We start from the raw sequence: 22,654 nt of genomic DNA, 5'->3' as shown, positions 1-22,654 counted from the left end.
CCGAGCGCGATTTTTTTAAACATGAAGAGCCGCGCTTAGCTTAGTGTTGTCATTTTTAGGTACTACGCTAAAAAATTTTCAGGGTAGTGACGTGATGCTCTGAAGCTTATTCCGTCCGCATCCAGCCTAAGCTGGATCGGCGTCTAACCATTCCGCTGGGATCGTTCTATGGGTAGACTTTCCTTTCGGGGGAGCCCCCGGATTTCCACAGGATATGGCTGCGCATCATTTCCTAAACAAAAATAAAACAAGCCGATGCCCGTTTGAAGGCATCAGCTTGCTGTCCATAATATATGATTTCCGGCTTATGTTCTACTTATAAGAAGAGGAAGTTAGCGGAACGAGGAACCCGCCGTCGTCCTTCGTCGTAATTTCGATATAAAGCGTTTTGACCCCGGAAATATCCGCTTCAATCGTTTTCAGCCCCTCGTCGATCGAGACCGTTTCCTTCTTCAAGAGCGCGAACGAGTCGCTGTCCTTGATTTCGATGCTCGTAATGTCTTTACCGAGCGCCGCCACCTGCAAATACAGCTTCGTGTACTTTTTATCAGGAGTCAATATGAAGCTTCCGCCGTGATCTTTCCTTGTCAAAACTTCTTTATAATCTTTGCCTTTATAGGTCGTATCGTTCTTATCTTTGGAATAGTAAGTACTATCGAAATCCTCCGATGCGACGGCAACGCCGTCCGCCTTCACCCCAAGCAGCACCGTGCTTGTTTCCGCATCGTAATCGACGCCTACCCCGAGCGTGCTTGCAATCGCGCGCACCGGCAAATACGTATTGCCTTCGTATGTAATCGGCTCCACGACCCGGCCCTGCTCATCGAGCAGCTGTATCGGCTTTCCGTCCACTTTCACCTTCAAATCGTGATTCAAATAAGCTTTAATTTCTTCAAGATTCGCCGCTGCGAAAGCCGCTGCGCCCGCGTTAAGCATCAGAGAAGCGCCCAAAATCATTGCCACCGCTTTTTTATTCATTACGTTGTATCCACCTTTTTTTTGCATTTTAGTGTAATTATACTTGCATACGACATCAATCCAAGGGACCAGAGACATATTTTGACCTATCGGATCACCCGGTCTATGGGCTGATTCTACTACACGTGAGCAAGAATATTGACCAATTGTCCGAACGGATCGCGGACGTAGAATCGTCTTACGCCCCAAGGCTCGTCGGCAGGACCGTATTCGGCGGGGAACCCCGCTTCCCGCATCCGTTCCAGCGCAGCGTCGACATCGTCGACTTCAATCGATATATCCGGAACCGGCGTGCCCGAGCCTCCCTCCGAGGCGAAGCTGATTTGAATGCCCATCTCTGCGGAAGAACCGTAGGTGGCGATCCAGCCGTGATCCATTAATACATCCAGCCCCAGCACATCCTGGTAAAAAATTTTGGCGGCGGCGACGTCGCGCGCGTTTACATTGGTAACGATTCGTTTTACTTTCATAAGTCGGCCTCCTTCTTTTTCATCGGCGATGGCGAATGATTACGGCAGTCCGCTTGCGATGGTGCAGATTCGATATGCGCTATACCTATTCGATGCGGCCGGTCCATTATCCTTTTTTTGGATAAAAACGGCGATGTAGGCCCTTTGTCCTGTTTTAATTGAAAAAAGAAAGCTGTCCCGTTAAGGACAGCAATGGACCACTCCTTTACAAATAGCGATACGCCTAGCTTACTAATGTGTATGACGAACGGGAATGTCCCTATAACCGGTCCGGTCCGCTTTACCGCTTGCGTCTCGGCCAGCAGGCGTCCATGCCGCAGGCTATCGCGATGCCGAGCAAATACCGGAGCAAATCGGCCGGCAAAAATCCTTTGCCCAACACGAGAGCGCCCAATACGGTATCTCTCAGCCGATTGATCCAAGCCGCTTGGTACAGCTGGCTGAATTCCACCGCATAGCTGAATACGATGCTTAGGACGGCCGCCAGGATGAAGCCTCTTCTGACGAAGACAAACCGGAAGCCGAAGTAAACCATGGCTGCCCACAGCATATCTCCGGCATGCTCGGCAATCAGCTCGGGAATTCGGTCCGCGAACCTTCGAGAACTTAGCCCTAGAATGATCGTTATTACGACTGCAACAAAGTATTGGATTCGGATGCGCAAATGAATCGGTCCCTCCCATGGCAAGCTCCGAATTGGCAGACGGGGACGGTACGCGCCGCTTGCCGATTTGTATCGCGCTTTTCGAATGGAGCGTATTTCCGCCGGTATGCATGATTTGGCAATTTATCATCCATACTAACCGGGTCATTTCCATTCTAAGTCAGGAGGTACGCACATGCCAAGCAGCAGAGGACATCAAGGAGCCACAGGGATCGGGCAAGCCGAGGAGCAGTTGAACCGTCAAGCGCAGGCCGCAGCGGAGATTCAAGGTCAGAGCGAGACGGATCAGCATGTGCTGGAGCAGGCCAACCGCCAACAAACCGAGCTGGACGAAATCATCCCCTCGGATCAAGATTAGCCGCATGAGAGGGCGGGCTGCCGATATGACATCGGCAGCCCGTTTTCAACCCTTTTAATTGGATAATATTACCATATTCAGTTTCACATTCCCCTCACATCGTCTTCCTTCGTCATGCCTCATCGTCTACATACGCTTATTCGCTTTCAGAGGCACGGTATCGCACGTTTCCTGATAGAACGTCAGCAGCCGGTCCCTCAATTGCGCCAATACGCCCGCCAGCTCCGGATCGCCGATCCGGTTGTTCGTTTCCCCGGGGTCGAGCGTCAAATCGTACAGCTCATCCTGCTCGTAAAACCGCCGCACATACTTGTATTCCTTCGTCCGGCACATTACCGCCTTCGTATGCTCGGGCCCTTCCTGCAGCTGCCACTGAATGCGGGGCCAATACAGCCCCGAGGCGCTGCCGACCGAGGTGCTCTCGCGTTCCATGCATTGCTCCTCGCCGTGCAATCTCCCCCCTTCGCAGAAGACGGCGTCCCGGTGCTCGTCCGTCTCGCCGACTATGACCGGCAGCAGCGATCGCCCGAAATGACTATGGCCGGGCTTTATATCGAGCAGCGCTTCCACCGTCGCCGGGAAGTCGATCAGTTCCACCATCGCGTCGCTGACCCGAGGCAGGACCGGTACATCCTTCGGCGGCTTGACGATGAACGGCACCCGCGACAAGCAGTCCTCGAACGTATTTTGCGTTTTTTCCACCAGGCCGTAATCTCCGGTAAAATCGCCGTGATCGGAGAAAAAGAACACCGCCGTATCGTCATACATTCCCGCATCGCGAAGCGCGTCCATCACCATGCCGAACTGCCGGTCGACCCGGGCGCACATGCCGTAATAGGTGGCGCGCAGCTCATCCCAGCGCTCCTCGGTCCATCCTTGCAGCTTCTGCTTTTCCCAGATGCCCCGCAGCAGGCTCGGCTTGCCGTCCCAATCGGCCGGGGCCGGAATTCGCGGAGGCAGCTTGGCACGGTCGATCATGCTGAAGTACGGCTCCTCGACACCGTACGGTGGATGCGGATACAACAGCGGCAAGTAAATGCACAGCGGCCGGTCGTCCGGCGCGTTGCGAATCAGCTCAATCGCTCCGAGCACATTCGCCCAATCCCCGTCATAATAGTTCTCCTCGTCCTCGGCCTTCTCCAGCCGTCCCGCATAAAAGGAGAAGTAATTGTCCCCCTCCGGCGCTCCGCGCCATACGTCATGGGCATGCAGGTTCGTCTCTCTGCGCGGCTGAACGGGCGGCTTGTATTTCACGTCGCAGTAGTCGTCGTATCCGTTCTCGGCGGGGACCAGATCGTTTTTGCCGCCCCACCATACGTAATACCCGGCATTCTTGAGCGTCCGAAGCAGCACCGGTTCGTCGGGCTGCATCATGTGGTACATCGTGCGGTGTCCTCTGACATGCGGGTACCAGCCGCTCATAAACGAGCATCGGCTCGGCGTGCACACCGTATTTTGGCAAAAGGCGTTGCGGAACGACACCCCGTCGGTCTGCGCCATCCGGTCCAGATGAGGCGTCACGGCCGCCGGGTTGCCCATATGCCCCATCACGTCGCTGCGCCATTGATCCGGATTGAATATAATCAGATGCGGTTGTTTTGCCATTGCTTTCTCCTCCTTATCCTAATGCGATATAACTGGCCTGGACTCCTATGCCGCTGCGCTCCTGAAGCTTCAGCCTTTGACCGAGCCCGAGATGCCTTCGATAAAAAACCGCTGGAACACGATAAACACGACGATGACCGGGATCAGCGAAATCGAAGCGCCGGCCGCCATGCCCGACCAATCGACGGTATGCTCGCCGACGAAGGAATACATGCCGACCGCAAGCGTACGCAAATCCGGCTTGTTGATGCTGAAGATCAGCGGCACGAAGAACGAATTCCACGTCCAGATGAACTGCATAATCGCCGTAGTGGCGATAATCGGCTTCGCGAGCGGCAGCATGACCCGAACGAAGGTGCGGATAAATCCGCAGCCGTCCATTTCCGCCGCCTCCTCCAGCTCCTTGGGCAGGTTATGGAAATACGTCATATAAAGCAGAATGAACAGCACATGCGCCCCCGACGATTCGGCCAATATGATGCCGGGCAGCGTATTGAGCAGCCCCAGACTCTTGATGATCTGATAAATCGGGATGATGGTATATCCTTTGGGGATAAACATCGTGGCGGTAATCGCCAGAACGAACAGCTTACGTCCGGGAAAAGCGACCCGCCCGAGCGCATAGCCGGTCAGCGCGCACATGACGATTACGATGACGACCGTCGTGCAGGTAATAATGACCGAGTTGGCAAAATAGGTGGAGAAATGGCCGACTTTCCAAGCTCTTGCATAATTGTCCCATTGCGCCGCCTCCGGAAGCAGCTTGAAGCCCGCGTTAATATACTCCGTGTTCGTTTTGAGCGACGAGAACAGCATCCAGATGAACGGGTAAATCCATACGGCCCCAAGCACGAGCAGCAGCAGGTGAAGAAGGCCGGTTAACGAACGGCGTCCGCTCATACGGGCGTCCCTCCTTTCGCATGCTTGGTGCTGCGGGCGTCCTGCCCGTCCTTCGACAGCTTGGCAAGCCATCCGAGCGCCAGCGTAATGATGAAGATGGCCAAGCCGAAGACGATCCCGGCTGCGGAAGCGTAGCCGATTTGCGGAAATCCGCTCGTGCTGAAGGCATAGTTGTAGATGAACAAATCGACCGTTTCCGTGGCAAAGAACGGTCCGCCGTTCGTCAGCGTTTTGACCAGGTCGAACACATGCATGCTGTTGACGACGGTCAGAAGCAGAATGACGGTCGCTACCGGCATCAGCAGCGGGATCGTAATGCTGCGCAGCGTCTGCCAGTAATCGGCCCCGTCCACCTTGGCCGCTTCATAGACGTCGCCCGGAAGCGACTGCAAGCCGGCAAGCCAGTACACCATCATCATCCCGAAAAACTTCCAGGAGCCTACCAGAATCAGCACCGCCATCGCCGTATGCGACTGGCCTAACCACGGAACAGGCTCGGACAATATGCCGAGCGCAATCAGCAGCTCGTTGATCAACGCCTTGTCGTTGCCGAAGATGAATTTCATAATAATGCCGACGATCGACGTCGTCGTCACGACGGGCAGGAAGTAGATCGTCCGGTAAAACACTTTGCCCTTGAAAAACGCCTGATTCAAAATCAGCGCCATGATCAGCGTCGTCGGCATTAAGATCACGGTTTTGGCTCCCATATAGATCAGGCTGTTGCCGAAGGCGTTCCAAAATTGATCGTCGTGCAGCAGCTTGGTCAGATTATCCCAGCCGACGAAATTGGAGAGCGGGCCGAACCCGCTCCAGTCGTAGAAAGCGTACACGTAGCTCATAATGATCGGATAAATCGTAAAAATCATGAAAAACAGCAGCTGCGGCAAAATAAACAAGTATGCCCATTTATAGCGGGCCCGCTCTCTTCTGACCGCTGCGGAGCGGGCGGCTTGCCTAGCCAGTACGGTCGTTTGTGCGCTCAACGCGTCCAACTCCTTTGCGCATTAGATGGTAGAAGCCCGTCATTTCCCCAGCTCTTCGTACTTGCTTTTGGTATACGGCTCAAAAGGCGTCCAGTTCGGGAATTTATAATCGTTTAAGCCGATTTTGGCGCCGCCGCCGGCCACTTTGTTGATCGAATCTTGAAGCGCCTTGTTATAGTCGGAGCTGAGCTTGCCCAACGTCCCTTCCAAATCTTTAATTTGACCGGCCATATAGCCTTCAAGAATTTTCCCGAGATTTTCCTTCGGCTTCTTGCCATTCAGCTCGGTGTTGACCTTGATCGCAGCCAAATTGCGGATATATTGATGAGGCGACAATATAAACATCTGGTCCTGAATTTTTTGCGCCTGCTGGAACTGCGGATTCGTCATCTTCGTATTCTGATTTTGCGCGATGATCGGCGAGCCTTCGACGCCCATCTCCAGCTCCAGCGGATAAATGCGGTCCATATAAAACTGCAGGAACAGCTTCACCTCGTCGTAATGCTTCGTATTTTTGCTGACATGCACCGAGGCCTTCGTCTCGCCCTGGAACGCGTAGTACTGCGGCTTGCCGTCTTTGGTCGGCAGCGGGGCTACGCCGAAGTTGTTGAAATTATTGTTCTGCTGCAGCTCGGACGTCAGGAACGTGCCGTCGATGACGAACGCCGCCTTGCCCCCGGCAAACAAGGCGGACGCCTCGCGGTAATCGATGACGAGGCTGTTCGGATGCAGCAGCTTGTCGTCCTGCAATTGCTTGATGAACTTCATCGTCTGCACGATGCCGGCCGAGTTGTGCTCGTACTCCCCTTTCTTGTAATTAAAGCCGGCATAGGCGCCGTCGTTGGGCAATACGTCGGGATTGATCGCCGATGCCATCTGCCCGATAAAGCCGCCCATCAGCCAATCGGTTTTGACGCCGAGAATGAGCGGGTACACATCGCTGTTTTTCTCTCTAATCTTCTTCCCGACGGCAATCAGCTCGTCCCAAGACTTCGGCACATCCTTCTCCGACAGCCCGGCGTTTTTCAGCACATCGAGATTGTAGTACATGACATGAGCGAACCTCCGGGGCGTGAAGTGAGGCATCGCGTACACCTTGCCGTTCATCGTCGTGAAGCCTTCCGTCCAGGTGCCTTCGTAAAATTCGTCCTTCTTCTTCTGCGGGAACAAATCGTCCAGATCGTGGATGAGATCGAGCTGATACAGCTGATCCGTCGGCACCGCGTTCTGATTGGCGAAAATATCCGGCAGATCGTTGCTCGCTACCGCCGCCTGCAGCTGCGCCGCATACTGTGCGGAAGCGATCGACGGCATCTCTACTTTAATGTACGGATACTTTTCCTGGAACTCTTGAATCGCTTTCTCGAACACCGGCTGCGATTCCGGCCAGCGGTGCCAGAACGTAATCGTCACCGGCTTTTTGTCTCCGTTCGCGCCGCCGCTCCCGCTCTCCCCCTGCGAGCTGCCGCTCGAATCGCTGCAGCCGGATAAGACGGCGCTCATGGCCAGCATCGACAGCAGACCGATCGAAAACGCTTTCTTCATTGTAGACTCCCCCTTGTTAAGCGATTGAATGTGTTACAAATCAAGTATAGTGAAAGCCTCGCGGGGAACATAGCCGAATAAATTAACGTCACGTATGAACTTTTTAACGATCCGGGCGAATATGCCGTTTGCGGTATTCCGACGGGCTGAGGCCGTAAGCCTGCTTGAACAGCTGGCTGAAGTAACGATAGTCCGCATAGCCCGCCTCCTCGGCGATTTCTCCCACCTTCTTATCGCTTTCGACGAGCTGCCGCTCGGCCTGTTTCATTTTATGCCGGACGACATAACGGACGAAGTTCTCGCCCGTATGCTGCTTGAAGATGCGGCTTAAGGTCACGGAATGAACCGACAGCGCTGCCGCCACCGACTCCAGATTGATATCGGCGCCCTTATGCCGGTGAACAAGCTGCATCGCTTTGTCCACAAGGTCGGTCGGCTGCTGATTCGAATCGAGCTCCGCCAACGCTTTGACGCCTCCGACGACGAATCGCTCCACGCTGCGCTTCAACTCCCGCCAGCTCGGATGGCGGACGACCCAAGAAAACCAGTAATCGAGCTTGTCCTCCTCGACGATCGTAATATTATGCCCCGCCGTCATCGCCTCGTCGAGCATAGCCATCAAATATGCGCATTCCTTGCGCAGCTGCTTCAGCTCCAGCTGCTCCGCGTGGCGCAAAAACGCATCCACCCTCTGCTCCAGCTCCGAAACGTCCATCTCCTTCACCGCCTGGACGATCGACTGCCGCATAGCCGACGATTGCTTCAGCCGGGCTTCGCCGCCCCGCTGCCTCGAAGCACCGTCCGGCGCGAAAAATTGCTTCGCCTCCCAGCGTTCCGCCTCGCGGATAAACGCCGGTATGAACTCATCCCCCCGGGCAAAGCAGCCGTGCTCCTTCCAATCGGCGCGCACGACCGCTCCATCCACATGAAGCTTGTATTTGAAGGAGAAGATCACCGCTTCCCGCTCCGCCTCAAGCGCCATACCGGCCGGATCGGCCGCAAGGCGGATTCGTTTCGGCACCGTCTCGTCATACCAGCTGAACGGCATTAGCAGCTCCGCCGGCTCCAGATGCATCTCCCGCTCCCTGAGCTGGGCAGCATAACGGCGCAAGTCGGCCGCCAGCCTGCCGCTTTCCTCCCGTTCTGCGTCCGAGACCAGCTTCAGCAGCTCCTTCCGGTTCGCCGGCTTGAGCAAATATCCCATCGCCCCGAGCTGAATCGCTCTGCGGGCGTATTCGAACTCGCTGTAGCCGGTCAGCAGAAACACGCGGACGGCAGGCAGCTCCTCTTTCAGCTGCTGAAGCAGCTCCAAACCGGTCAGCCCCGGCATCATAATGTCCGTAATCACGATATCGGGCCGGATTCTGCGCACGTTCTCCAGCGCCGCCTCGCCGAATCCGGCGTCAAACACCTCGATAGGCTTGTTCAAACGGTTTAATTTAACAATAACCCCCGACCTGACAGCGATTTCATCATCGATGACACAAATTTTCAAACTTCTCAGCCTCCTGCTAGGAAATCGGTTGCATCGCAGCGAAATAAAGGTTTACGGTTCTATTTTAAGTTAACCATACTTACGCGCCGGATGGCGAGCTTAAACTTTTACAACCTACAAGGGTGGTGCGGCAATGCTACAACGCTTCAAGACAATGGTCCGCAAATTTCGCGCTTTATCGCTCAGAGGCAAGCTTTTCGTGCTGTTAATCCTCTTATCTCTCGTCCCTACGCTGACGGTCAGCTTCATCTCCCAGTATCTCATCGTACGCTCCAGCACCAATTATACGGCCGCTATCTCGTCCCAGCTGATCGAGTATATGGCTAACGAAATTAACAATTATTTCATCGGAATGAACGAAACGCTGAACACGGTCGTCATTAATTCCGAGTTTCAGAAATTTCTGTCGGTGCCCAAAGACAGCGTTCCCGACCAGTCCGGCTATTCGATCAGCTTCCGTCCCCTGCTGCAGCTCCTCATTCAATCAAAAAAAGAAATTCTCAGCGTGCTGTACTTGGATTCCTTGGGCAAAGTCTACTCCGAATCGCAAAAGGTTCATATTCAATACGAATATCCGTTTCAGAAAGATCCGGTGTTCAGCCAAGTTTTCGGCATGACCAAGGAGGGGCTGCTTGCGCCTCACCCGATGAACTACGCCGTTACCCCGTCGGCCGGACAGCAGGTCGTCACTTTCGTCAAACCGGTCATCGATCTTCAGCAAAAGTCCGTCGGCTCCTGGCTGCTCATTGAGATCGACGCCGCCTGGCTGCAGAAGATGATGGATCATACGAAGCTCGGACAGGACGGACGGATGGTCATGTACAATAGAGAAACCGGCGAGCTCGTCAACTTCGGAGAGGCGGGCACTCTGCCGGAGGGGCTTTCCGGACAGCTGAAGGACCATTCGCGTTCGCCCGAGCCGTTCCTAGCGACGCTCGAAGGGAACCGCTATCAAGTAATGTCCCATCCGATACCGCTCGGAGGCTGGACGCTGGTTGGAATTTCGCAGCTGGACGAGGTTAGCAAAGGGATCGAGCAAGCCCAGACGATCACTTACATCGTCGCAGCCATCAGCCTGATGCTGGCGCTGCTGATCGCCTTTCCCGTGATGGGAGCCGTGCTGAAGCCGCTGTACCGCTTAAAATCGGGAATGCAAATGCTGGGTCGCGGCACTTCCGTGCCGATTGAGCATTCCGCGCAGGATGAAATCGGCTTTCTCATTAACACCTACAATCGGATGCTGGACGATCTGGAGATATTGAGGAAGGAAGTGCTTCGCTCGAAGCTGAGCGAGAAGGAGAAGGAGCTGCTGCAGCTCCAGGCGCAGATCAACCCGCATTTTTTGTTCAACACGCTGGAGACGATCGAATCGTATTCGCTCCATAATGACGGAGAAGCGGTCAGCGACATGCTGCAATGCGTTTCGCGGATGATGCGCTACAATGTGCGCAAAGACCGGGGGCTTGCCCGTCTTGAAGAGGAGCTTGAGTACACCAGCGATTTCTTGCACATCCATTCGTACCGCTACGGAAGGCGGGTCCAGGCTGATTTCGCCATCGCTCCCGAGCTGCTCGACGCCCCGGTGATGAAGCTGAGCATTCAGCCGTTTGTGGAAAATTCGCTGAAGTACGGCTGGAGTCCGCTTGCCGACGATGACGATTTCCGCCTCCGCATCTCGGTGCAGCCGGATGGGGATCACTGGGTGTTTACCGTAGCCGATAACGGCAGCGGCATGCCGGAGGACGTGCTGCAGCGGATGGAGAACCTCGCCGCCGCAGGGGGCGAACCCTCCGATCCCTACTTCTCCCGGCATACCGGCATCTTGAGCGTATACCGCCGGTACGAGCTCGCTTACGGCGAGCGCTTCTCGATGCGAATCGGGCGCAACCGGCCGGAAGGGCGGGGAACGCTGGTACAGGTGCGGCTGCCCCGCTCCGGAGACAACCCAGTGATGCCTTAAAGGGTGGTGAAACCGGTGAAAACGTCAGCGAAGCAAGCGGGAGCAATCTGGAGAAGCCGTTAGCGTTCGCCTTTGTTCTCGGATTTCACCCGTTTCACGGGCTTACCTATTCAAGAAATCCGGGAACAAGAGCGATCGGAAGATGCTTTCGCATGCGCAGTCGGCGTTTTTCATCATCTCACTAAAAAGTCCGGTGAAAACGCAAACGAAGCAAGCGGGTCGAGGGTTTGAGCGTCTGCGTCTCGTCCCCCGCTCTTCGCTTACCCCATCTCTTCGCGCGTAATAAACGCCGTCGGCGACATCGACGTAAACTTTTTGAACATTTTGAAAAAATAGGACGTATCGTAGTACCCCAAATATTGCGAAATTTCCGTTACGCTCATGCCCGAATTGGCCAGCAAATTGCGCGCCTCCATCATTCTCAGCTGATGCATATATTGAATCGGGGATTGTCCGTTCACTTCCTTGAACAGGGAAATCGTGTAGTTCGGCGAACGATGGATCAGCTCCGCCAGCTGCTCGATGTGGAGCGGCGTGCGGTAATTTTCGAGAATGTATTGCTGGATCGTTTTGGCCAGCTTCAGCTTGATCGGCGAAATGTCGAGCACCTCGGCCTCTCTTCCCGCCAAAGCCAGCAGCTCCTGCAGAGTGCCCAGGCGGATCAGCTCGGAGAAAGGCTTTTTTTCCATGTCTTCCCGGTACAATAGCATGAAACGCTGCTTGACGTATTCGAAATTGCGGATTTTCAAATGGAGAATTTGACCGTTCGTCAAATACGGAATTTCACTCTCTTCCAGCACATTGTGATAAAAATAATGAAACAGCACCGTATATTTCTGATGCGGTTCTTCGCTTGCATTTTCCGCCACCCGGCTCGTTCCCTTCGGAATGAGCAGCAATTCCCCCGCCTGCACGATCCGGGATTCTCCGTTCAGCGTATATAACACTTTTCCGTGAGTAATCAAAACCAAAATGTGGAACTTGACCGCCTCCAATTGGTTGCGCCAGTTCGGTATCATATTATCGAAAAATGCGGAATGAATGGTCAGCATAGCGCGAAGGCTCCCTCCTATGTTGCGTAATATTATACAGACGATTATCTCATAACTGCTGTAATTCGCCTACATCTTTTCAAATTGAACGATAGTTTTATACATCTGATCTGTATATTATACATAGACGTTGCTGGAGCAACTATCTATAATTTACCTTGTCAGACCAATTTGAAAGCGATTGCAAAAAAGTGCAAATTAAGAGGAGGTCTATGTATGAAGCCTTACTTGCGCATCATCACTTCATTGCTTGCCGTCGTCAGCTTAATTCCGTTGAACGCCTGCTCCCCCGCCGCTTCCCCTCCGGGCGATAGCGCCCAAAGCAAATCGTCCGCGGATACTCAAGGCGGCGATGGCGCTCCCGTCGTCCTGCGCGTGATGGACTGGAGCGACAGCGTCAAGCCGCTGCGGGACGAGTTCCACAAACAGTTTATGGAAAAATATCCGAACATCAAGATCGAATATACCCAGCTGACGGTCGATCAATTCAAAAATACGGTGCTCACCGCCGTGAAAACGAACGACGCTCCCGACTTATTCCCCGTCCCGACCGGGATGAAGCTATCCACTCTAGTCAAAGATCAATGGTACCAGCCGCTTGATCCGTACATCGACGACTCCTTCAAAAACATGTTTATCGACGGCACCTTTCAGAACGGAACCACCATGGTCGACGGCAAAATCTATTCGATTCCCGAGGCGCTTTCGCTCCCGAGCACGCTTGTTTTTTACAATAAAAAACTGTTCAAGGAAGCGGGCCTCGACCCGGAGAAACCGCCGGCAACCTACGCCGAATTCCGCGAATACGCACAGAAGATTACGGCGGCGGGCAAAGGTAAATATTACGGTATTATCGAAGGCGGCAAGCAGAGCAACCGCTGGCTGTCGACGCTTAGAGAATGGTCGTCTCTCGGCGGCAGCGGACTGAACGGCAACGCCCCGGTCAGCTTGGCCACCAAGCAAGCGACATACGACTCCCAACCCGTGCTCGATTTATTTAACCTGTTCAAGGGACTGGCCAAGGACGGAAGCTTCCATCCCAAGACGATGAGCATCTCCGCTCCCGAAGCGCGCGCCCTATTCGCCCAAGATCAGGCGGGCTTCATCATTCAAGGCGCCTGGAACGTAGGCGTATGGAATAAGGACAATCCGAAGCTCGAGTACGGCGTCATGGCTCCTCCGCTGCCCGAATCCGGACGCAAAGGCTCGCTGCCGCTGACGAATAACGGGGCGTGGATCGGACTGTCGGCCCAATCCAAGCATCCGAAGGAAGCGATCCTGTATTTGAAGGAATTTTACGGAGGCGACTTCTTCCAGCCGAAACGGGTCGAATCCGGCGATTCCTTCTCCGTCGTGAAGGGCATCAACGAGAAGTACGCCAAAGCGGCCCAGCTCAAGGCCTATTACGACATCGTGCAATCGTATGGCCGGACCATCCCCGATCCGAGCGTCCGCAATCCGGAGACCGCCTCGGTGTTCGCGGAATTTAAGGATGTTCACCCGGATGCGGGAGAAATTTTATCGGCCGTCGTCTCGGGGGCGATCAAGGACGAGAAGGATGCGCTCGCGCAATACTCCAAGCAGCTCGGGACAGCATGGAACAGCGCGATCGAGGCGGCCAAAGGCAAGGGCGCCAAAGTATCCGCCTCGGATTTCGAATTTCCTAATTGGGACCCGATGAAAAACTATACCTCGGAGGATTACAAGGCGTTAAAGTAACGGCGCCAAGTCAGGAGGGCTGATATGGAGAAAGTCGTTTCAACGCCGCAGCATACGGGGACCGATCCCCGCGCCCGCAGCAGCCGGCAGCGCGTTATTCAGAGATGGTGCTGGCTGTTTATCGCGCCGAATTTGCTTTTTTACGCGATGTTTCAAGGATGGCCGATCGTCATCAATTGGTATTACGCTCTGCATGACTGGTCGGGGATCAGCTCCGATATTCAATATGTCGGCCTGCAAAATTTCAAGGATATTATTCATGATCTTTACTTTTGGAAAGCCTACGCCAACAGCTTCAAATTTATGCTGGGCTCCGTTCCGCTCCTTCTCGTGCTGGCTTTGTTGATCGCTCTTGTGCTGAACAATCCGAAGCTGCGGGGCGCGGCGGTATACCGGACGCTCTATTTCATTCCCGTGGTGACCACCGCATCGATCGTCGGCATCATTATGGTCTACATTTGGAGCTCCGACGGAGCCGTCAACTTTATGCTGACCTCCCTCGGCATTCTCGACGCTCCGGTCAACTGGCTGGGCGACGCGAATTGGGCTATGTTCACGGTCATTATGATTTATGTATGGAAAAATCTCGGCATGAACATGATTTACTGGCTGGCCGGGCTGCAGACGGTCCCGCGGGAGCTGTACGAAGCGGCCCGAGTCGACGGCGCTACCCATTTCCGCACCTTCGTGCACATTACGCTGCCGCAGATTATGCCGATCGGTCTGGTCATCCTGCTGCTCAATATCGCCGGCTCGCTTAAAGTGTTCGATCTGATCAAAACGATGACGGAAGGCGGCCCCTTCTACGCTACGGACGTCGTCTCCACGTATATTTACCGTTACGCCTTTTCCAGTGAAATGGGACTGCCCCGAATGGGATATGCGTCGGCCGCCGGCATCTTCTTCGCTTTCACGATCGTACTGATCGCCGTTATTCAAGCCTGGATCAACGGCAGAATGAAATCTTCCGGCAGAGGAGGCGCGTAACGATGCATCAGCTCACGACGTTCCGCAGTACAGTCAAGTCGCTTCCGGGTCTGCTCACTCATATTTTGCTCGCTGCGGTTGCTTTTGTATGGATTTATCCGTTTCTATGGATGATCTCGGCTTCGTTCAAAAGCCAGGACGAGTTTTTTGCCAAAGGACTCAGCCTGATTCCCGACTCCTTGAACGGAGCGAACTTCGCTCGGGCTTGGGACGCGGGGCATTTCGACCGCTATTTTATGAACTCCGTTATCGTTACAATTGCGGTTATCGTTATCGTCCTGTGCATTACTGCTACCTGCGGCTACGCGCTAGGCCGGTACGCCTTCAAGGGAAAGCGGCTGATCATCACGGTATTGGCCGCCAGCATGTTCGTTCCGCTGGAGTTTTCCATTATTCCTGTCTTTGAGCTCATCAAGCATTTGGGACTGATGAACTCGCTTGGCGGCATTATTTTGGCCGAATCGGGTGGCGGCCATCTCGTCTTCGTGCTGTTATTCGCCGGTTTTTTCCGCCAAGTGCCGAAGGAACTGGAAGAGGCGGCGATTATGGACGGCTGCGGCTTCTTTCGCACCTTCGTCCACATCATGCTCCCGCTGTCCAAGCCGATCGTCGGCAGCGCGGTCATTATGCAATTCATCTGGACCTGGAACTCGTTTCTGCTTCCTCTCGTACTGACGCTGAGCAACCCGGATCTGCGAACGCTGGCCGTCGGGCTATATGCTTTGCGGGGCGAAAATATCGTCGATTGGACGGGAATCGCCGCCGGCGGCACGATTGCGCTGGTGCCGATCATCATCGTATTTCTGCTGCTGCAGCGCTACTTTGTCGACGGCATGGCCGGCGCGATTAAAGGATAACGATCTCTCATACAAAGGAGAATGCCTCAATGAAAACGAACAAAACAAGAATTTTGCTGCTCGATCTGGACTCCACACGCCCGGACCATCTGGGATGCTATGGCTACCACCGGAACACCTCCCCGAACATCGATGCCATTGCCAAGGAAGGGGTGCGGTTTACGAATTATTACACCTCCGACGCTCCCTGCTTTCCGTCGCGCACCGCGCTGATGACCGGCCGCTTCGGCATTCACAACGGCGTTGTCGGACACGGCGGAACAGCCGGAGATGTGCGGCATGAAGGCGAGGAGCGTGCGTTCCGGGACCGAATCGGCAAGGAATGCCTGCCTAACGTGTTCCGTCAAGCAGGAATGAAAACCGCCTTGATCAGCCCGTTCGCGGAGCGTCACTCCTCATGGACGTTTTACGCCGGATTTCACGAAATGCATAATACCGGCAAGGGCGGCATGGAATACGCCGAGGAAGTGACGCCGGTCGCCTTGGACTGGATTCGCCGAAACGCCCAAGAAGACAATTGGTTTCTGTACGTCAATTATTGGGACCCTCATACGCCGTACCGCACGCCGGAGGATTTCGCCAATCCGTTCAAAAGCGATCCTCTGCCCTCCTGGATTACCGATGAAGTGCTCGAAGCGCATAAGCAAAAGATCGGGCCGCACAGCGCCAGCGAAATCAATATGTACGACAACCGGGCGCTGCCGCAGTACCCCCGCCATCCCGGCGAAATTACGGACCGGAGCGGCTTAAGGCGAATGGTCGACGGATACGACATGGGCATCCGTTACATGGATGAGCATATCGGCCGGCTGTTCAGCGAGCTTGAAGCTCAAGGGGTCATGGACGACCTGATCGTCATTATTACCGCCGATCACGGTGAAAACATGGGCGAGCTGGGCATCTACGGCGAGCATGCGACCGCGGATCAAGGCACATGCCGCATCCCGATGATCATCCGCTGGCCCGGGCTCATGTCGAACCATGTCGACGAAGGGTTTCATTATCATCTGGACCTGGCTCCGACGATGGCCGAATTGCTCGGCTCTCCGTCGTCACCGAGCTGGGACGGACAGAGCTATGCCGCCGCTCTGCGGTCGGGCGAAGCGTGCGGCAGAGATTATCTCGTCGTCTCGCAATGCGCTCATGTCTGCCAGCGCAGCGTCCGCTTCGGTGACTGGCTCTACGTCAGAACGTATCATGACGGCTTCCATTTATTCGATAAGGAAATGCTGTTCCGGCTTAGCGCGGACCCTTACGAGCAGCATAATCTTGCCGCCGAACGCCGCGACGTTTGCCGCGAAGCGGTCTATCTGTTAAATGATTGGCATGACGCGATGATGCAATCGATGCCGTTCGACGTCGATCCGCTGTGGACGGTCATCAAGGAAGGCGGTCCCTACCATGCCAAAGGCTTCTTAAAGGACTACGTGAAGCGGCTGGAAGCAACCGGGCGCGCCTACGGGATCGAGGAGCTGAAGCGGCGGCATCCGCGGGAATTCGCTTGAGCGGCGGCATAGCGCAGTGAGCGGCGCTCATAGTGCAGGAAACAAGAAACGGCTTTCCGGGAATGTACCGGAAAGCCGTTCGTATTGCGGCGGCACGCGGCCGCTCTATGCCTCCGCCGCCCCGAATCCGAAAATAACTTGCCCTCGAAATCCATCCGTTGTAACGTAAAAAACTCCCCTCGGCCAAAGAACAAGCCAAGGAGAGTCAGTCGCTTTCCATCAAGCGGTTTATCGCGCCGCGAATGTAACCGGGTACTGCTTCACGCCGAAGACGAACGGGCTTTGGATAGGAACAAGCGGCGTCCCCGCTGCGAACCGTATGTCCGCCATCCGCTCCAGCATCGCACGGATCGCAATCTGCCCTTCCAGCCGCGCCAGCGGCGCGCCCAGACAGAAATGAATACCGAAGCCGAAGGAAAGATGGGCGTTGGGCTTTCGGTCGATCAGGAACGTGTCGGGATCGGGGAATTTCGACTCGTCGCGGTTGGCCGACGCTACCCAGGACACCACTTGATCCCCCGCTTTGATTGGCTGGCCGCCAATCGTGCAATCCGCAGCGGCGACGCGGCCGATCGCTTGAATCGGCGGATAATAGCGCAGTACTTCTTCGATAAATCCGGGTATTAGCTCGGGATGCTCCCGCAGCTGCTCTTGCGCCTTAGGTGCTTCCGTCAAGTAACGCACGGCATTTGTGATCAGATTGGTCGTCGTCTCGTTGCCCGCCGCGAGCAGCAGGATCGAAAATCCGAGAATCTCGTGATCTTTCAGCTTTTCACCGTCAATTTCGGCGGAAATCAGCAAGGAGATCAAATCTTCCTTAGGCTGTTTCTTGCGTTCCTCGACGATGCTGCCTAAATAAACGTTCAATTCCTCCAAAGCCCGCTGCTTGGTCGCCATTAGCTGCTTAAACGATGCTTCGCTGTTTTCTTCCGAGCCCATGACAAGAATATCGGACCATTCTTTGAACAGCATGCGGTCCTGCGGACGGACGCCCAGCAATTCCGCTATCACGATAACCGGCACCGGCACCGCCAGATCGTGCACGACATCCATGGAGCCCCGGCCGATGACCGTATCCAGACATTCGTTGGCGATCGAAGCGATGTGCGGCTCCAATTCGGAGATGACCCGCGGCGTGAACGCCTTGTTGACCAACGCTCTCATCTGCGAATGCCGCGGAGGGTCCATCGTTAAGAGAGTATCGTTTTCGTTGCCCGCCAGCCTTCGCTTGGACGAAAATTCGGCCGGATTTTTCAATATATGATGCGCGTCTTCGTAACGGAATACGTCCCAGCACGCCCGGCTCTCGTCGTACCGGACCGGGGACTTGCGCCGCAGCTCGTTCAGAACGGGAAACGGATGCAGCCGTTTGTCGGCCGTTCCCAGCTCGTCCATCGGGACAATGTTCGCATATCGCTCCGATTGCACGGTTTCCATATGGACAGGTCTCCTCTCGCGATAGTAAGTTTGCTCCACATTAAGATGCCCCCGAATTAGCAATATCATCCTGCTTATGCCATACATGGCAAGCCGAAAGCCCTCCCGATCAGTGAGAGCTTCCGCCGGTCCTTAATCTTTAATCCTTGATCCTTAGGCGGTCAGCCCGGAATGTTGAGGGCCGTCTCCATATTGTTCAAATCGAGCGCGAGCTGCCCGTCTGTGTCATGAGGCAAATACCAGCCCCGCTCCACCATATAGTTCGCGATCTTCTCATGCGTTGCGACCGCTTCATCGAGCTGTCTCGCCAGCATATCGCGAATTTCCGGCGTCGGGCACTCGGTCACGGCCATCGCATAACTACGAACGGCGTTCTTGGCGCCGATCAGAAAATCGGTCGCAATGACTTGATCCGTCAATGTATGCATGCCGGTCAGATGCTCCAAAATCGTATTCATACGGTCTTCTCCCTCCCCGCAGCCTTCGACAATACGCCGCGCAGCTCCTCCAGCTGCCGGGAAGCGAGCTGGGCCTCCTCCTGCAAAATCGACTTCAGTTGCTCATCCGATACGAGCAGCTGCATCGTTTTGGCTTTGGTCAGGCAAACCGTTTTGAATGCGGCAATCTCATGAACCTCCAGCGTTTCATGCAGTGCGTACGTTGAATTCATCCGAATATTCCTCCTGCCTGCAATTCGTTGTTAGGGCTTCAGAACGACTTTGATGCAGTTGTCCGTCTTCGTATCGAACGCTTCATATCCCCGCTTGGCGTCGCTCAGCGGCAGCACGTGCGTAATAATATCGCCCGGATCGACTTTGCCCGAGGCGATCAGGTCATACATATATGGCATCAAATGAATGACGGGAGCTTGTCCCGAGCGGATGTTCACATTGCGCTGCATAATATCGCCGAGCGGAAATCCGTTGTACCGCCCGCCGTATACGCCGGTGATTTGAATCGTTCCCCCTTTGCGCACCGCCTGCGAAGCGGTGATTAACGCCCCCATCGATCCGCCCTGCAGCTTCAGCCCGCTGGCTAAAAATTCAAGGTCGCTCATCTTGCCGTCCATACCGACCGCATCGATGACGACGTCCGCCCCGCCCTTCGTCAGTTCCTTCAAATGCTGCCCGACATTCGGATATTGTTCGAAATGAATCGTTTCCACTTGATTCGTTTGCTTGGCATGCTGCAGCCGGTAATCGACATAATCGACCGCGATGACGCGCCCCGCTTTCTTCAGCCAGCAAAACTTTTGCGCCAGCAGCCCGATCGGGCCGCAGCCGAGCACAATCACCGTATCGCCTTCTTTCACTCCGGCGTTATCGACGCTCCAGAAGGCGGTCGTCATGGCATCGGCGATCAGACACAGCTTCTCATCCGGCTCTTCGCAGCTCTCGGGAATTTTGAAATGAGTGAAATTGGCGAACGGCACGCGCAAATATTCGGCCTGCCCGCCGGCGTAGCCTCCCGTTGATCCGGAATAGCCGAAATAGGCCCCCATATCGCCGTTTTCGTTGGAATTGTCGCATTGGCTTTCCAGTTGATGTTTGCAGTAAAAGCATTCGCCGCACGCGATCGTGAACGGGATGATGACGCGGTCTCCCTTTTTCAGCTTGCTAACTTCGGGCCCCACTTCCTCCACGATGCCCATCGGTTCATGTCCGATCACGTAATTTTCCTGCAAATTCGGAATCATCCCGTGGATCAGATGCAGGTCCGAGCCGCATATGGCCGTTGTTGTCAGCTTCACGATCATATCGTCCGGCTTTTCGATCTTCGGGTCCGGCACTTCCTTGACCGCGACCTGCTTAATTCCTTGATAAGTGACAGCTTTCATGACAGCTTTCCTCCGCTCGGCTCGTCCGGCGTCCGGTCGAACATCCCTTTACGGGACGTGTCTCCCGGAAATAAATTCATTTGCCCGATCATAACCGTATTTTTGGCAGATAATTGATCTAGCTTGTATTGCTCGCTCAGCTCGTACGGATGGAACCATTTCTTGTCTATCATCAGCTCCATAATTTCCCGGTGCATCGCAAGACTTTGGCTCAGCTGCGTCTTCAGCAGCGTCCTTGCTTCCGGAGTGACCGTTTCCGTCAAAGCGATGGCCGCATTGCGAACGCCCTCCTTCGCCCGCATAAGAAAATCCGCAGCTAAGGTCATATCCGCTAATTCCGGCATATTTAATGCGTTAATCGGATCTAAATGATCGCTATTCATACTGATCACACCTTAGTTTATGATAGGGTCCGGACGACTAGCGGGCATCGCGGCTTGAAACGGGGCTTTCGCATAAAGCGCCTGCAGCTCGGCGATCGCTTGAATGGACTGCTCCACATCCTTTTGCAATAAAGCTTTCAGATCCCGGTCGAATACAAGGCCCTGCATCAGTTTGGACTTGGCCAGGCAAAGCGTTTTGAAATTGAGCGCTTCATGAAGCTCCATCGATTCATGCAGCGCTAACGACGATATTGGCATGTAGCCGTCACCTCCCAAATTGACTTAAACATAGCTAACATTTCCTTTCATTTTGCATGTTATGCGGATGCGGAGAGCTATCATTGCCTTTTAAGCGTTCCATGAATATTTTGGAGAAAAACGGACAAATTACTGTACGCAATCTATCCATCGGAAGGAGTTTATCATGACACTGTACGAACAATTAGGCGGAGAAGACAGCATTTCGAAGGTTGTCGATGAATTTTACAAACGCATTCTTGCGGACGATACGATCAAACATTTTTTTGAGCATACCGATATGGAGAAACAACGCAGACATCAGGCCAAATTTATCAGCTTCGCGCTCGGCGGGCCGAATCAATATTCGGGCAAATCGATGGCCAAAGCCCATGAAGGCATGAATTTGCAGCCTGTGCACTTTGATGCGGTGGCCGGGCATCTGCACGACGCGCTCGCCCATTTCGGCGTTCAGGAAAAAGAAATTTCACAGGTGCTGGAGCATGTGGCGACCTTGAAGGACGATATCCTGTATAAATAAAAGACGCCGGCTGCAAGCGCCGACGTTTTTGGGGCCAAGAACCAAACAAACAGGCTGAACTTGACAGCCTGTTTGTAATAAATTCCCATAATATCCTTTTTCGATAATAATCCATTAAGCATGGGGACTCTTATACTGCACAACGTTACAAGCTTTTAGCTCCTATGTACCTGCTTCCCCAGTACGAACTGTACAGCGAGTCGATATGAACCCCGTACGACGTCGTTGCCGAAATGAACTGGCCGTTGCCCATATAAATGCCGACATGGGACAGGCGTCCGTTAGCGAAAAATACGAGATCGCCCGGTTTCGGAGACGCTACGGCAACGCCCGTGCTATCATACATTTCGTTGGACGTTCGGGGCAGTTCGATTCCGCGGACATTCGAGAAAACAAACTTCACGAAGCCCGAGCAGTCAAAGCCGGCCGGCGAGCTGCCTCCCCATACGTACGGAATGCCCATATAAGCTTGGGCGTACTTCAGCAGCTTATCGTCCTGCTTGGGCTTGTACCAGGCCGGAGCATGATACTTCCCGTCCGCGTCGACAATGGCGATTTGATTATCGTTATCCCATTGCACCTCGCTTCCCAGCGTCTCGGATACGAAGCGCAGAGGAACGTATACGCTGCCTTGCGCCATCCCGATCATCGAGTTCACCTTCACTTGCTTGCCGTTGACGACTACGAAATCGTCGCCGGTTTTCAGCGTCATGTTCTGATCGCCTTTGCTCATCGTTACTTTGACTTCTCTGCCCTCCTGCACCCATTCGACCTTATAGCCGAGGTTTTCCATCAGGGGGCGGAACGGAACCTGCAGCTGAGAGTTCGCGTCCAAAACCGGCTTCGTTTCCGGAAAATCGACCAGCTTGTCATTGACTTGAATCTTCACTGCGTCTTCCGGGGCGGCCTGAGCATGCACGGCCGAAAAAAGCGCGCACGAAATAAACGCGCAGGATACAATTAAAGCTTTGCCAAACAACTTCAACGTTCAATTCCTCCCAAAAGCCTCCGAGGTTAGTTGACGGGTTAGGGAGAGGTTTTCCCCTATTCGCTTGGCGCGAGGCCGCGCAAACATTCACCCCAATAAAGCATCCCCCGTACGGTCACTTATGCTGTGCCGATTCGGCATGTTTACTTC

23 protein-coding genes and 1 riboswitch are annotated in these 22,654 nt (G+C 54.4%); of the genes, 7 read left to right on the top strand and 16 right to left on the bottom strand.

The features are described from left to right. Nucleotides 1–312: 312 nt before the first annotated feature. From N0M98_RS28840 to N0M98_RS28830, 3 genes are all read right to left on the bottom strand, one after another. Nucleotides 313–978, bottom strand: a complete 666-nt coding sequence (locus tag N0M98_RS28840; protein WP_249863542.1) for a stalk domain-containing protein — start codon at nucleotides 976–978, stop codon at nucleotides 313–315. Nucleotides 979–1,097: 119 nt separating this feature from the next. Continuing rightward, the gene (locus N0M98_RS28835) at nucleotides 1,098–1,448 is read right to left on the bottom strand and encodes a VOC family protein (RefSeq protein WP_249863543.1); all 351 of its coding nucleotides are present in this window, start codon (nucleotides 1,446–1,448) and stop codon (nucleotides 1,098–1,100) included. Between the two features lie 280 nt (nucleotides 1,449–1,728). Beyond that, nucleotides 1,729–2,112, bottom strand: a complete 384-nt coding sequence (locus tag N0M98_RS28830) for a ribosomal maturation YjgA family protein (RefSeq protein ID WP_259619916.1) — start codon at nucleotides 2,110–2,112, stop codon at nucleotides 1,729–1,731. A gap of 175 nt (nucleotides 2,113–2,287) precedes the next feature. Here N0M98_RS28830 and N0M98_RS28825 point away from each other — a divergent pair, with 175 nt between their 5' ends. Continuing rightward, nucleotides 2,288–2,470, top strand: coding sequence for a hypothetical protein (locus tag N0M98_RS28825; protein WP_249863545.1), 183 nt, complete (start codon nucleotides 2,288–2,290; stop codon nucleotides 2,468–2,470). Nucleotides 2,471–2,596: 126 nt separating this feature from the next. Here N0M98_RS28825 and N0M98_RS28820 read toward each other — a convergent pair whose 3' ends face one another. The 5 genes from N0M98_RS28820 to N0M98_RS28800 all read right to left on the bottom strand — a co-directional run bounded on the left by N0M98_RS28820 (nucleotide 2,597) and on the right by N0M98_RS28800 (nucleotide 9,001). Next, a complete protein-coding gene (locus N0M98_RS28820; RefSeq protein ID WP_259619915.1) occupies nucleotides 2,597–4,075 on the bottom strand; it encodes a sulfatase family protein in 1,479 nt (492 codons plus the stop codon). A 69-nt stretch (nucleotides 4,076–4,144) separates the two neighbouring features. Beyond that, on the bottom strand, nucleotides 4,145–4,975 hold the full coding sequence (locus N0M98_RS28815; RefSeq protein ID WP_249863547.1) for a carbohydrate ABC transporter permease: 831 nt from the start codon (nucleotides 4,973–4,975) through the stop codon (nucleotides 4,145–4,147). Beyond that, nucleotides 4,972–5,961 carry a carbohydrate ABC transporter permease gene (locus tag N0M98_RS28810; RefSeq protein ID WP_259619914.1) on the bottom strand — a complete coding sequence of 330 codons (990 nt, stop codon included), beginning with the start codon at nucleotides 5,959–5,961 and terminating at the stop codon, nucleotides 4,972–4,974. The genes N0M98_RS28815 and N0M98_RS28810 overlap by 4 nt, the downstream gene beginning before the upstream one ends. 39 nt (nucleotides 5,962–6,000) lie before the next feature. Continuing rightward, nucleotides 6,001–7,506 carry an ABC transporter substrate-binding protein gene (locus N0M98_RS28805; RefSeq protein ID WP_259619913.1) on the bottom strand — a complete coding sequence of 502 codons (1,506 nt, stop codon included), beginning with the start codon at nucleotides 7,504–7,506 and terminating at the stop codon, nucleotides 6,001–6,003. Between the two features lie 103 nt (nucleotides 7,507–7,609). Beyond that, a complete protein-coding gene (locus tag N0M98_RS28800; protein ID WP_259619912.1) occupies nucleotides 7,610–9,001 on the bottom strand; it encodes a response regulator transcription factor in 1,392 nt (463 codons plus the stop codon). Nucleotides 9,002–9,134: 133 nt separating this feature from the next. On the opposite strand from N0M98_RS28800, the gene N0M98_RS28795 reads away from it, so the two are divergent. Further along, nucleotides 9,135–10,961: a cache domain-containing sensor histidine kinase gene (locus tag N0M98_RS28795; protein WP_259619911.1), complete on the top strand. Its 1,827-nt coding sequence runs from the start codon at nucleotides 9,135–9,137 to the stop codon at nucleotides 10,959–10,961. A 260-nt stretch (nucleotides 10,962–11,221) separates the two neighbouring features. Here the strand turns inward: N0M98_RS28795 and N0M98_RS28790 are convergent, their stop codons facing one another. Next, the gene (locus tag N0M98_RS28790) at nucleotides 11,222–12,013 is read right to left on the bottom strand and encodes an AraC family transcriptional regulator (RefSeq protein ID WP_249863552.1); all 792 of its coding nucleotides are present in this window, start codon (nucleotides 12,011–12,013) and stop codon (nucleotides 11,222–11,224) included. A 216-nt stretch (nucleotides 12,014–12,229) separates the two neighbouring features. Here N0M98_RS28790 and N0M98_RS28785 point away from each other — a divergent pair, with 216 nt between their 5' ends. Genes N0M98_RS28785 through N0M98_RS28770 form a run of 4 tightly spaced genes read left to right on the top strand, consistent with a single transcriptional unit; the run spans nucleotide 12,230 to nucleotide 17,081 of the window. Further along, nucleotides 12,230–13,732 carry an ABC transporter substrate-binding protein gene (locus tag N0M98_RS28785; RefSeq protein WP_259619910.1) on the top strand — a complete coding sequence of 501 codons (1,503 nt, stop codon included), beginning with the start codon at nucleotides 12,230–12,232 and terminating at the stop codon, nucleotides 13,730–13,732. Between the two features lie 24 nt (nucleotides 13,733–13,756). Further along, entirely contained in the window at nucleotides 13,757–14,719 is a 963-nt protein-coding gene (locus N0M98_RS28780) for a carbohydrate ABC transporter permease (RefSeq protein ID WP_259619909.1), read from the top strand. A gap of 2 nt (nucleotides 14,720–14,721) precedes the next feature. Then, nucleotides 14,722–15,576, top strand: a complete 855-nt coding sequence (locus tag N0M98_RS28775) for a carbohydrate ABC transporter permease (RefSeq protein ID WP_249863555.1) — start codon at nucleotides 14,722–14,724, stop codon at nucleotides 15,574–15,576. 29 nt (nucleotides 15,577–15,605) lie between these two features. Continuing rightward, nucleotides 15,606–17,081 (top strand): sulfatase family protein, encoded by a 1,476-nt coding sequence (locus tag N0M98_RS28770; protein WP_259619908.1) that lies wholly within the window; start codon nucleotides 15,606–15,608, stop codon nucleotides 17,079–17,081. Nucleotides 17,082–17,309: 228 nt separating this feature from the next. On the opposite strand, the gene N0M98_RS28765 is transcribed toward N0M98_RS28770, so the two are convergent. The 6 genes from N0M98_RS28765 to N0M98_RS28740 all read right to left on the bottom strand — a co-directional run bounded on the left by N0M98_RS28765 (nucleotide 17,310) and on the right by N0M98_RS28740 (nucleotide 20,996). Further along, nucleotides 17,310–18,518 carry a cytochrome P450 gene (locus N0M98_RS28765; protein WP_259619907.1) on the bottom strand — a complete coding sequence of 403 codons (1,209 nt, stop codon included), beginning with the start codon at nucleotides 18,516–18,518 and terminating at the stop codon, nucleotides 17,310–17,312. Between the two features lie 161 nt (nucleotides 18,519–18,679). Further along, nucleotides 18,680–18,976 (bottom strand): spore coat protein, encoded by a 297-nt coding sequence (locus N0M98_RS28760; protein WP_259619906.1) that lies wholly within the window; start codon nucleotides 18,974–18,976, stop codon nucleotides 18,680–18,682. Beyond that, on the bottom strand, nucleotides 18,973–19,188 hold the full coding sequence (locus tag N0M98_RS28755) for a hypothetical protein (protein ID WP_249863559.1): 216 nt from the start codon (nucleotides 19,186–19,188) through the stop codon (nucleotides 18,973–18,975). The genes N0M98_RS28760 and N0M98_RS28755 overlap by 4 nt, the downstream gene beginning before the upstream one ends. Before the next feature lie 30 nt (nucleotides 19,189–19,218). Continuing rightward, complete coding sequence (locus N0M98_RS28750; RefSeq protein ID WP_259619905.1) at nucleotides 19,219–20,355, bottom strand: zinc-dependent alcohol dehydrogenase; 1,137 nt, start codon at nucleotides 20,353–20,355, stop codon at nucleotides 19,219–19,221. After that, entirely contained in the window at nucleotides 20,352–20,738 is a 387-nt protein-coding gene (locus N0M98_RS28745) for a spore coat protein (protein ID WP_249863561.1), read from the bottom strand. Before N0M98_RS28745 ends, N0M98_RS28750 begins: the two co-directional genes overlap by 4 nt. Before the next feature lie 12 nt (nucleotides 20,739–20,750). Next, complete coding sequence (locus tag N0M98_RS28740; protein WP_259619904.1) at nucleotides 20,751–20,996, bottom strand: spore gernimation protein GerQ; 246 nt, start codon at nucleotides 20,994–20,996, stop codon at nucleotides 20,751–20,753. A 166-nt stretch (nucleotides 20,997–21,162) separates the two neighbouring features. Here N0M98_RS28740 and N0M98_RS28735 point away from each other — a divergent pair, with 166 nt between their 5' ends. Further along, nucleotides 21,163–21,516: a group I truncated hemoglobin gene (locus tag N0M98_RS28735; protein WP_259619903.1), complete on the top strand. Its 354-nt coding sequence runs from the start codon at nucleotides 21,163–21,165 to the stop codon at nucleotides 21,514–21,516. Between the two features lie 145 nt (nucleotides 21,517–21,661). Here the strand turns inward: N0M98_RS28735 and N0M98_RS28730 are convergent, their stop codons facing one another. Further along, entirely contained in the window at nucleotides 21,662–22,501 is an 840-nt protein-coding gene (locus N0M98_RS28730) for a C40 family peptidase (protein ID WP_249863564.1), read from the bottom strand. Between the two features lie 3 nt (nucleotides 22,502–22,504). After that, nucleotides 22,505–22,654: riboswitch (cyclic di-AMP (ydaO/yuaA leader) on the bottom strand.

The organism is Paenibacillus doosanensis (assembly GCF_025060755.1).
GTDB lineage: Bacteria > Bacillota > Bacilli > Paenibacillales > NBRC-103111 > Paenibacillus_S > Paenibacillus_S doosanensis.
The sequence above is the reverse complement of the archived record's forward strand: the minus strand, read 5'-3'. Positions and strand labels throughout refer to the sequence as shown.